Raw genomic sequence first — 12,265 nt, forward strand, 5'->3', positions numbered from 1 at the left:
TGGTATCGGTCGCGCGGATCGTAAAGCTGTCGTTGTGCCAAAAATGAGTTCGCGGCAGTTCTCCACCCAACTGCGCGGAGAACGGCACATATTCATAGGTGCCCGTTGCTGCATCGATCGTAACGACCGACCCTGACGCCAAGGTGAAGCTGCCATCCTGATTGTCGGTGATGTTTTCACCAACAACTTTGTATGTCAGAACTTCGCCGTTCGCCGGATCGGCAAGATCCGCATCGGTCGCCCCAATGACCCCGCTGACCGTCCCCACATAGTCGGCAGGAAGGACGATCTTTCCATCTGTTCCGACAGGTGCGGAACTGGCCGAAGCGAGATCAAGTATCTCGCCCGCGTCGACAACGCCATCGCCATTCGCGTCGAAGTGTATCCGTTCGATATTGCTGATCGTGTCCGTCCCGTCCNACCATCGCCGCCGGAAACAATGTCCGAGCCAGCGCCTCCAAACAGCGTATCCGCCTCCGTCCCGCCTTCCAGGATGTTGTTGACGGGCGCGACTACGATCTCCACCCGCCCAATATCGGCCCCGGACGTCCCGTCGCTAACCGCGTATTCGAAGCTGGCGATTCCCGCGAAACCCGCATCCGCTGTAAAGACGATGTTGCCATTCCCATCCTGCACGGCCAACCCGCCATGCATTTCGCCCAGGCCGGTGATCGTCAGCGTTTCGGAGTCGACATCGGTATCGTTGGCGAGCAGTGCCGCCTCACCGATCATAATCGATCCGTTCTCTTCGATCTCGAAGGAGCCGTCGTCGACGACGTTCGGGTTGTCGTTCACCGCCTCCACCGAGACCGTGACAAGCCCTGTGGCGGTATTTCCCGATTCGTCGGAAACAACATATTCGAAGCTCGCCGAACCGAAATATTCCGCCGGCGGCGTAAACAGAACCGTCCCGTTTCCCGTCAGGACTGCGGCTCCGTTGACACTGCTCCCAACTGATTGAATCGTCAGCGTTTCTCCATCAAATTCGAAGTCGTTGTCGAGCAAATCGGCGAGGCTTATTTCAATCGGCGTGTCCTCCAAGGTGGTGAAGGTATCGGCCGTTGTTTCCGGTGCGTCTTCGACCGCCGCAACCGCCACAGTGACCGAGCCTGTTGTGGTGGCGTTCGCCGCTCGATAGTCGGTCACCGTGTAGTCGAAGGTCGCATCGCCGTTAAAGTTCGCGTCGGGCGTGAAGAGGATGGAACCGTCTTCCTGCAGCGCAACGGTTCCGCCGACCGCATTGCTGACCTCGGTGACGCCAAGAATGTCCACGTTCGCATCCGTATCGTTTCCGGTGAGCTGCGAAGGTTGAATCGTGATCGGCGTGTCTTCATCCGTCTCAAAACTGTCCGACACGGCAATTGGCGCGTCGTTGCGCCCATCAGTGTAGCGAATGGAGTCGGAAAACCGAAGTCGCTCGACCCCCACCAGCACCGACACATTGCCGGGATTGGCATTCTCCGTGACAACGACGGAACCGCCTTCGCCGGAGGTGATCGAATAGTCCTGGAACCGTCCCGAGAAGGACACAATGTCGTCGCCATCGCCCCCGTCGATCGTGTTCAACGATGCGGCGGCAGCAATGATCGCGTCGTCACCCGCTCCAGCGTCGATGACGTTCGTGCCGCTGCCCGCCGCGAACAGGTCGCCGTCATCCGTTCCGACGAACGATTCATCCTGGCCGGTTCCAGAGAAAGAAACTCCGTCGATGGTTACATCGTCCTCCAATGATGCCTCAACCGCGGCCGTCGTCGCAGCCATGATTTCCATCAAGGAGAATTCAGTCCCGTCCAGTGGCGCGGCGTTCACGTCCAATAGCGCCGGAAAATCGACGGAAGTACCGTCCGCGAAGACGAAACGCTCGATCTTGTTCCGGTCGTCCATCCAGTCGGTGATGCGGACGGAGTCCGCGTCTGGATCATCGTCATCCGAGACCCGAATGATCAAATCTACGCCGTCCACCGAAAGCCGAAGATCGGAAAGCGCAATGCCTTCACCGAAACGCAGAGTATCGGACCCGGCGTCAAACTCCTGCAGCTCTTCGTACGAGACTGTTCGATAGGCCGTGTAGTAGACCGTATGGGTGTGGGTGACGGTATCGCCTTCTCCATTGGTCGTCTGATACGTCTCTTGGCGGGACGCCGTGTATGATTCCTCCCGCGTCAGCGTTACCATGCCTTCGTTATAGTCGGTGATCGTATCCTGGCCGTCGCCGACAGAGAATTCGTATAGGTCGTTCCCCGCACCGCCCTCGGCCAAGTCGTTCCCGAGACCTGCGATCAAGCGGTCGTTCCCATCGCCGCCGATCAACCGGTCGTCGTCCGCGCCTCCGAGCAGCACGTCCCTGCCGAGCCCGCCCTGAAGCGTGTCCTGACCGACGAAGCCAAGCATCAAGTCATTCTCATCCGTCCCCGTCAGCGTGTCGTCGCCTTCGGTCCCGGTAATAGAGATCACAACATCGATCGTGTTCCCATCCGCATCGGCGAAGTTGACGCGATTAGCATCCGCTGCAAACCAACTTGTCAGAGTGAGGACGTCAGAAGACGCGAGCGTCAACGTGAGGTCGTCGCCACTCCGTTCGAAGGCCAGTGTTTCCAGATCGACCTCCGGCCCGAGTACCACCGTATCGGAAAGACTTCCGTCGGTGACGGTGTCATTGCCGCCGCCAACCGTAAAGTAGATCGTGTCCAAGCCCGCACCGGTCGTGATCGCGTCATCGCCCGCGCCACCGTCGAATACATCGTCTCCGGCCCCGCCGGAAAGACTGTCCGCCCCGTCACCGCCAAACAGTGTGTCAGCACCCGCCGCACCAATCAGCGTATCGTCGCCAGCATTGCCGACCAGATTGTCGTCGAAACCGCCGCCGGTCAGGCTGTCGTTACCGGCACCGCCATACACATCGAATGCCGTGTCAGTCCATTCAAGGGTGTCGTTGCCGCCCGTTGCAAGAAGACCTGCGATCTGGGGCACGCTGAGCACTGTACCGTCCGCGAAGCGGAAGGTCTCCACCCGCTGCATCACATCGGTCCAGTTTACCAAGCGGATCTTGTTTTCGAGATCCGCGAGCGCAATCGTGTCTTTTGTCTCGATATCCTCATCCGGCACAATCCCAATGACGAGATCCTTGAAAGGACTCGGATTGTCGGGCGGGTCCAGCAAGCCTCCAACCAGACGCACGGTAATATTGTCGCGCGAAATGCCTTCGGCAAACTCGATTGTGTCGGAGCCGCCGTCGACCAGCCGCATTTCCGAAAACTCTTCGGTCCGGTAGGCGGTGTAGGCCACCTGACGCGTCCCTGTGTGCGTCTCCTCGCCGCTCGTGTACTCATAGGTTTCGGTATAGTAGTCCGTATATGGCACCTCTTCCGTCCAGGTGAACTCCTCGTAGTTCTCTTCCCTGACGATGTCATCGCCATCGAACCGGCCAAACCTGTAGATATCGTCGCCGGTCCCGCCGATGAGAACATCGTCGTCGGCGCCGCCGTCGAGCGTATCCGCCCCTTCGCCGCCTGAGATCAGATCGATTTCGGCCCCGCCGGAAAGCACGTTGCTTCCGCTGTTACCCGTCAGGGTGTCCTGATGATCGGTGCCCGTCACGTTCTCAATGCTGGTGAAGACGTCTCCATTCGCGTCGCCCCCGGAAACAGCGCCGGTCTCGAGGTCGACGACGATACCTTCCGCGGACCCGGTGTAGGAAGCCGTATCCGACCCCGTGCCGCCGTCGAGCACATCTGCGCCCTCACCGCCGGCCAGAATGTCGTCACCCGTCCCGCCGAGGAGGTTGTCGTCGCCAAGCCCGCCATCCAATTCGTCATTACCGGCGCCGCCCTCCAAGGTATTGACGCCATCATCCCCGGTCAGCAAATCGTCGTAATCAGAGCCGGTCGCGTTTTCGAAGCCTGACAGGGTGTCTTCAAAACCGTCGGTGCCGGTCGAAGCCCCGGCGGACAAGTCTACAGCAACGCCTACCTGGGCGGAGGCATACGTTACCGTGTCCTCGCCCTCACCAGCGTCGATCGTGTCGTTCCCGTCGCCACCGTCGATCGTATCGTCGCCCGCATCTCCCTGGATATTGTCGTTGCCGGCCCCGCCGAAAATCGTGTCGTTGCCGGTCCCGGCATAGATTTTATCGCTTCCCGCGCCGCCATAGACGGTATCGCTTCCTTCGCCACCGACCATCGTATCGTCGCCCGCGCCGCCGTCGAGCACATCTTCGCCCATGCCGCCGTCGAGGAAGTCGTTTCCGTCGCCGCCTGAAAGGGAGTCCAATCCCTCGCCGCCAACGATGGCATCGGCCGCATCGGACCCGACGATGACATCGTCCGCCGCCGTTCCGACCAGGATTGAACCGTCGAACTGCCCTTCAAAGGCGGCGTCCATCGCGTCACCGAGATTCAGGACCGAGCCATCGACGACGCCGAAGGCGTTCATCAAGCCCCGCAGACTGATGCGTGTACCATCGTTCAGGGCGAGGAATTCGATCTCATTGTCGGACAGATTCCAGTTCTGCAGGGTGATCCGGTCGGAAATATCGTCGAAAGCCTCGGGGGTCTGCGCGAAATCGGCCCTGGCGCCCGCCAGGGGATCAAGCACCGCGACCTCCAGGTTGTTACCGCTGAGCCGCAACACGATCTCATCGAACCCAATGCCAGGGCCCAGCAGAAGCACGTCGCTGCCGCCGTCACCGGCCTCAAGTTCGTACCGCGTGACGTTCCGCGTCGCCGTGTATTCCTCTTCAACCTGTTCGGTGACCCAGCCAACTTCTCCGTAGTAGACCTGTTGGGTTACCATCCGGGTCGCCGTATAGGTCTCGGTATCGGCATAGGCGACCTCAACCAGACCTTCGTCAAACACCGTGTCCTGGCCGTCGTGCAGACCGAACTTATAGACGTCGGAGTCGCTTCCACCAAACAGCGAGTCGTCGCCCGCGCCGCCGGAAAGGACATCAGCGCCGAAGCCCCCCGTGAGTGTGTCGGCCCCGTCGTTTCCTTCCAGCCAGTTGCCCTTGTCATCACCGGTTAAGGTATCGTCGAAATCGGATCCCCAAAGATTCTCGATCCCGATCAGAGTGTCGCCCTGGGCGTGTCCGCCAGCCGCGGTCCCCGCCTTCAGATCGATGCTCACTCCCGCGTCGGAGATATCATAGGCCGCCACGTCGCTGCCCGCGCCGCCATCGATGATGTCTGCGCCTTCCGTCCCCATCAGGGTATCGTTGCCGCCGCCGGAGCGGATCGTGTCGTTTCCGGTTCCGCCGACAATGGCGTCGTCACCGTTGCCCGTATGGATGGTGTCGTCCGATCCGAGCAGATCAATGCTGGTGATTGCGGTTTCGTACCAGCGCACCACGTCGACATCCTCGGTACCGAAACGGTTGACGACGTCGGTTGCATTCAGCTCCGTTCCATCCGCGAAGCGAAGGGTCTCGATCCGGCCTTGCGGCTGGATCCAGCCAGTGATGCGGATCTGGTTCTCCAAATCCTCGAATGCGGTTTCCTCGTCGCCGTCCATGCGGATCCCGATCAGAAGATCGTCGCCGTCTTGCTTCAGCAGCAGGTCCTCGACCTCGATCCCTTCGCCAAAGACCAGGACATCGGTTTGACCGCCGGAGGTTTCGTCCGACTGAACCTCCACCCAGCGGGTTCCGGTATGGGCGGTCCTGACCTCAACGTCACGGACGTAGAAGGAATCCTCGCCCAATGTGATCCCGTATGCGCCGTCACCCCCGTAAGATTCGCCGTCGGCAACCTGAACCTGGACCGTCTCGGTCGTGTAGTAGGTATAGTTCTGAGCGACAAGGTCGCTGCTGCTGCCTTCGACGTCATGGATCTCATCGCGTCCATCGCCGAGATCGAAGGTGTACAGGTCGTCGCCGGCGCCGCCGCGCAGGACATCGTTCCCGATGCCGCCGACCATGGTATCGTCCCCTGCGCCACCTTCCAGCACGTCATCGCCGGCGCCGCCGAACAGCGTGTCGTTGCCGGTAATAACGTCGCTGCCTTCCAGGTCTTCGGCCCAGACGCCCGCATCCCCGCGCAGAAGGTCGTTGCCGTCGCCGCCCGTCAACAGGTCGTCGTCCGCACCGCCTTCAAGCCGGTCGTCGCCGACGCCGCCATCCAGGGTGTCCGCGCCGGCGAAGCCGAAGAGCCTGTCGTCGCCTTCCCCACCGCGCAGTTCCTGTGCCGTAGCCGACCCGTAGAGCGCATCGTCGCCGTCGCCGCCTTCCAGCAGCGTGACGCCGGCATCGGCGCCGAGCAGGTCGTTATGCCGAGACCCCGTGACCGTCTCCACCGCATCCGGCACCGGCGCCGGCGCGGGGCTCGTCGGATCCCAGTTATCGATGGCGCGTTCCGCCGCGGCCACCGCCGCCGCGTTTCCGGTTTCGATCAACCCGGCGCGATAGGTGTCGTCGGGCGTCAAGGCGTTCAACAGCGCCTCGGTCGAGACGATCGAGGCGATTGCCTCCGCTGTGACCCCGGCACCGTCGAATCCGGCTTCCGTTTCGAATTCGCCCGCCCCGACCATCATGATCAGGTCACGGACGAGCGCCGGCCCGCCGTCAAGGAAGAGCCCCGCCGCCTCGACCGCGTCCAGCAGCGTTTCGATCAATATTTCCTGACCGTTCGCGAAGTGGATACGGCTGATGTCGCGATCCCACGCGTTGAAATTGGAGATGACGATCTTCGAATGGAGATGCGCCCAGTCGTCCGGCCCCAAACCGCCATTATCGCCACTTCCCGCCCAGCCGATTTCGACCCGGTTTCCGTCGCGATAGACAATCAGGTCCGCAAGATCGACCTCGGAGAAATCCAGCCCGGCATTTTCCACCATCTCGCCGAAGCGGGTGTAGTTTTCGAGGGGATGAGCGTCGTCAAGACCAAGTTGCGCAGCCTTCGCGAGCGTAACGGCCCACCCAACCGCGAAGGAAGAGTTGGGCAGCGTCGTGGCAAGTGCCTCGATCTCTTCCTGATTGTCGAGATACACCCGGTAATCGCGCGCAATCTGCATGTTCGATGCGAGTTCATCGACAGACCCGGCAGAGGTGGACAAGAGCGCGCGCTTTGCGAAGGTGTTGCCACCCTCAATCTTGGAGTTGCGGATTGTCCGCATCGTTCCGGTCAAGACGGCCTGCGTCCCGTCCGCGACTGTCTGCCTGCCGGCGGGGCTAGTGGACACATTCCAACCCCCGAAGTCCCGATTATACCCGTAGTCGCTATGCGTGCCACCGATCAGCGTGCCACCGGTGGCGTCGACAAGGGCGTTCATCCCGTCCGCGGCGGCCTGGGCCATGCCAAGGACAACCGCCGGATCCAGCCCATTGTCCACGCCATAGTCGGTAACGGCGTATCGTCCATTGACCACTTCGACATTGGCACCCCCGTTCGGCCCGACGGATGGGCGCCCACCGAACAGATTACCCAGCAAAGTCCCGAGAACCTGGCCCGCGATGATACCGATGATCGTACCGATGATGGGCACGACACTGCCCGCAAGGGCGCCTGTTGCCGCAGACGACGCGGCTGCCGCACCTCCCGCAGCAGCTTGGCCCGCAGCCAAACCGACGGAAGAAGCCGCGCTTGCGGAAAGACCTGACGCCAACGCGGCATTGGTGGCAGCAGCGATAGCGGTTGCTGTCCCGCCGGCAGAAAACGCAGCAGAGGCGGCCAGACCAACGGACGCGGCACCAGCTGAACTCAGACCGGCAGCAGCAGCTCCAATAGAGGTCCCGATTGCTGACCCGACTACACCACCAACTGCATTCCCGATTGCCCCGCCGATCTGACCACCGATGGTCTCGGCGTCGACAATGGACGATGCGATTTTAGATCCAACGAACCCACCGATAACGTTGGCAATATTCGCAGCCGTCAGGACGTCGCTTAACCCACTCCCGAGACCGATGTTTGCGCCGCCGGCAATCTGAAACGCATTGTCGACAATTTGTTTGCCGGCAAACGACAAGACCGATTCGCCGAGTTCGGCTGCAGTGCCGTCCAGTTCCAGGCTTTCGAACAGTTCACCGACTATAAGGGAAGAAATCGCCCCTGCCGCGGCAAGACGGATATCCTTGCCGAAATTGTCAAACCCAATGACTTCTTCACCGGTGACCTGATTGTGGATGCTTGAAGCATCTTCAATTGCCAGATCAAGCTCCTCACCAACATTCTGAAGGATGGAACCAACCAGTACGGAACTGCCAATGGAAACAAACTGATTATCGCCACCGCTGATTATGCTACCCAGCGAAGATCCCAAAGCTCTGCCGATATCTCCACCGAGGTGAAATTCGGCCGTGTATTCAATAACCTTTCCACGTCCGTCACCATCAGGATCGGAACGAACTTGAAGGATCTGCGGCGCAGCGCCGGACTCAGGGACATACCACTCCGACTGCTGAACACCCAAGCCGTAGGGCGTCTCGACCGAATAGTATCGCTCGGTGCCTTGACCCTGCGTAGACGTCAAATGGAACAATACGCGCCCGTTTGAATCCATCGCGTAGTAGTTTGTGGAATCTGCGCCTCGATTGTCACGTACCCAGACGACAGCACCGCCATTGGGCGCTTCAATATTTCCGAACCCTGCTGACTTCAGAAACTGCTTAGCCTCTGTCGCAATTTGTGTGGATTGATCTGGTATAAAGTCGAACCATCCCGTCTCACTAACGGAAGCGACTTGAACTGGGCTCTCAAACGCGGAATCCAAGTCTTGGGTATCAACCGAGTCGTCCAGCACCCAGTACGACACATCACCGCTACCATCTGCCGGAACACCAAGAGCTGCGGCGGCAGATGCCACCGCAAGACGCTGCTCCTGAATCTGTTGCAATTCTTCTGTAATAATGTCCAAGCCGCTAAGATCGGACGCACCGTGACCCAAGTCTCGAATAATGTTCTCTGTCGTATAGAATACGCTGTTCGACAATGCGGCCTGTTTCCAACGGAACACATCAGCGGCCAAGATGTCGACCTGCTCTCCTTCGGGTGTAATCGCAATTGCAACGACAGTATTCTTGTCGCTAATTCGATTTATGTCCGTGTCACCCAGCAAGTTGACATATGTTCCCGTAGCAACAGTCGCCGGATCCACCTCCTCCAACAAGGCTTGGTCCGCCGCCGCCGCAGATGACAAATCTGTGACAGGATTTGGATTTACGGGAATATCCACCACCTCAGGAACGTCCCCCTGACTGCCCTGATCTTCGAAAGTAGCCCCTTGGTCCGTCAGGAATTGTTTGAACTTTTCAAAATCCCCATGAAGGGCATCTGTGAGAACGTCTGGATCGAGCCCACTCTTTTCGGCAATCTTCTCGATATCCAAGGTCTCGAGGGTGAGCTTAACCAAGTTGTATGCATCAATGATGCTCTCACCCGCCTGCCACAGCTTGTATCCTTGTCGGATAACCTGAGCGAAGGTCGACGCAACTGCAGCACCTGGACCGGACCAAGCAGTCAATGCCGCTGCCGTTCCGCTGACCGCGAGGTCATCCGCAAGCCCCTCCGCGAGAGACTCCAAAATGGAATCGAGGTCCAGCCCAAGGCCCGATGCAACAACACTGGCTGGCAGATCCTCCTGAATCGAAAGGCCAAATACGAGTGTACCCAAAACAGCTATTGAAGCCGCATCGACAAGAGTCGACCCATGCCCATCGGTAAGGTCGTTACCAAGACGCTTGGTAATGCCGAGCAAATCGCCGCGACTTCGCACATCTTCGATGTGGGAGATGAGATCGTCACCAAGTAGAGATTGCACATCTTTTGACGTGAGCTTGCCCGTTGTGCTGTCAAATCCCTCGAATCGGTCAAAGTTCACAAGAGGATTATCAGAGCCGAACTCAGCACCAAGCTTGAAGAATTTGCCCTCGGCAAACTGAGATCCTTCAACCAATTTCCCAGTCGTAGGGTCAATATCGTCTATCAACGACGCGTAAACGTTTTCGCCGCGGTAATCCGGGTCAACGGTCTGAAGGACTACGCCATTACCTGGCTTACTCAGATCAGCACGGCTTTAGCGACTAGGCCGTTGATCGTTTGCTTGGCGTTGGCATCGAATTCCAAGACTTCTGGAGAGCCTTCCCCGAAATCAAGGACAAATTCTTCTCGCGCAATAGCAAGCGAGTCGACCGAATCCTTTAGTAGGGCAAAGTGGCCGCCTTTGTGCGTCGCTCCATTTGCGGCCGCCAACACCTGGAGTTCAGTCGTAGAGGTTGACGTCGTACCAAAGTTTGGCAGCAAGACAGCATTCTGATCGGTATTTTGAAGATTGAAGCCAATACTATTCAACAAGGCGTCACGCTGGACACTTACGCTCGTGTTCTCAAAATCCAGTATGTGGTGAGCCGTGTACTTAACTTCGTGTGTTTGTATTGGACCACCATTGACCCTGAACTCAACGATAAAGTTTGGCGTCTTAGAGATCGACCCAGACGTAAAGCCGCGAGCAACATCCTTCGTTCCATTGAACGTTTGACTGATGATTTCGAGGTTGTAGTTTTCTCCAGCAACATTCACCGTGATCATCGGATTTGTCCCTTGGCCTTGCTATCGTGAAACCAGGAAATTGGCTTTTCTAGAATTTTCTTTAGGTGAAGGCCGGTTAGCTTTTCCGAAATAAAAAATTCACCGAATTCATCAGAAAAGAACAAGACGCGTTCCAGTGGTTCGGAATAGCTCTTGCCGCCCGGGAATCGCTCTACATCACGAACGACATGCCACCTTTCCTTGCCGACCGTACCTCGCCAAAGATGATGCCCCTCGTATCCACGAGGCTTGAAATTGATCAGAAAGGATCCAGTAACGGAATTTGGATCCGTCCTAATCCTCGCAAAATTGAAGTTTACTTTGGCTGCTTCGTCGCCACCGACCGCAGATCCTTTTCCACCATAAACTGTGTTATCGTGATCGATAATGTCGGGCTTCTCGAACAAATACAGTAGGTAGTGCGTCCCCAAGGATTCATTGGTGTCGTCTTGGACAACCTTGACCGGAAAAAACTCATGAGCATCGGGTTCAAGCTGTTGAAGTTTGGTTTTGAACCGTTCGCTAACGACATATCCAAGGCCGGAGTCGAAGAAATCCGGGACGCCGTCCTTGGTCTGGGGCTGTTCGATACGCAAAACACGGGGAACCTGAGCCCGCATGGCATCCGTCATTTCCGTTCTTTCGCCTGGCCGGTCGAATCGCTCCCTCCCGCAAATAAGTAGGGAGGCGATACCAGGCCCTTTTTCCGGCGGCGACTCAAATCCGACTACTTTTACGAAGTCTTTCTTATAGTGCCGTGCCATGGAGTCATGTGTGTACGGCATTACCTAACCCTCTACGTTTACCTTTGACTTTACCGACACAACCGACCGCTTCCCATCGGCACCAGTCTGGTGGTACTTGAACGTCTTGCCCTTGAAGACCGTGTCTTTCATTTCCTGGAGCATCTGCGGGGCCTTGCCCATGGGGTCGAGGATGTCGATGACCCAGTAGTTCTCACCGCTGTTCCAGTCTTGGGGACGCAGGCGGGTGGCGCCGGCCTTCAGGCGTTCTTCCGTTTCATCGTCGATCTTTGCCCAAAGGACGAGGCCCGCGGGCTTGCCGCCGTCGTCGCGGAACAGGCGGTATTGCGCCAGCACGACCGGCGTCATGATCAGCCATTCCATGTCCGCCAGGAAGAAGTAGCGGTGCGACGGCGTCATGGTCATCAGCCAGGCGATCTCCCCCAATACGCTGGAGACGGTCTGCTGCGGATTCGAGGCGGTGCCTTCCACCTTCGCCGTGACGCGGTCAGCCTGCTCGGCGATCTTCTTTAGCGCCTCGGGCACAGCCTGTTCGGCACTGCCGGGCTTCAGCTCATCCATTCGGGCGCGCATTTCGGGCGATACGGGTGACTTCTGCGTCGCAGCGCTCATCTCGCTCTCCTTAGGCCCTGTTGGCCCTTGACCTGCCTGGGGGTGCTTGTCCTTGTCGCTCATCTTTCGGCTCCTCCGTTCGTTGATTGCTGCCTTGCTGGAGCAATCTACGCCGGAAGAAGGGCAGCCTCCACCGTTTGCGAGCTCAAAATTGGGATATTGAGTCGCATCTACGCCGAAGGCGCACGAGATCGAAGCCAAAACCGCACACCCTTAAAATTTCAATGAATTGGTCTAATCCAGCGTCAGCCCCCCACCGCCTAATTGCTGGCAGACCGCTGGATTACCGGAAACCCCATACCAACCCCTTAGTTGTATTTCGCAATTGCTCTGTTTTGAGTCAAGGGAAACCGCCGCCCCCAGGTTAGCTCC

At 58.3% G+C, this 12,265-nt stretch carries 5 protein-coding genes; all 5 read right to left on the bottom strand.

Features of this window, described 5'->3' with window-relative positions; genetic code table 11:
• On the bottom strand, positions 1-268 hold a 268-nt coding region (locus EOI86_RS10795; protein WP_150132798.1), incomplete at its 3' end, for a hypothetical protein.
• Entirely contained in the window at positions 196-8,493 is an 8,298-nt protein-coding gene (locus EOI86_RS24890) for a cadherin-like domain-containing protein (RefSeq protein WP_476702844.1), read from the bottom strand. The genes EOI86_RS10795 and EOI86_RS24890, both read right to left, overlap by 73 nt.
• A 1,496-nt stretch (positions 8,494-9,989) precedes the next feature.
• A complete protein-coding gene (locus EOI86_RS10805) occupies positions 9,990-10,517 on the bottom strand; it encodes a hypothetical protein (RefSeq protein ID WP_127765230.1) in 528 nt (175 codons plus the stop codon).
• Positions 10,514-11,302, bottom strand: a complete 789-nt coding sequence (locus tag EOI86_RS10810) for an imm11 family protein (protein ID WP_127765231.1) — start codon at positions 11,300-11,302, stop codon at positions 10,514-10,516. Before EOI86_RS10810 ends, EOI86_RS10805 begins: the two co-directional genes overlap by 4 nt.
• 3 nt (positions 11,303-11,305) lie before the next feature.
• The gene (locus tag EOI86_RS10815; RefSeq protein WP_161973791.1) at positions 11,306-11,893 is read right to left on the bottom strand and encodes a toxin-activating lysine-acyltransferase; all 588 of its coding nucleotides are present in this window, start codon (positions 11,891-11,893) and stop codon (positions 11,306-11,308) included.
• Between the last annotated feature and the right edge of the window lie 372 nt (positions 11,894-12,265).

The organism is Hwanghaeella grinnelliae (assembly GCF_004005845.1).
In the GTDB taxonomy this organism is placed as follows: Bacteria; Pseudomonadota; Alphaproteobacteria; order UBA8366; family Aestuariispiraceae; genus Hwanghaeella; species Hwanghaeella grinnelliae.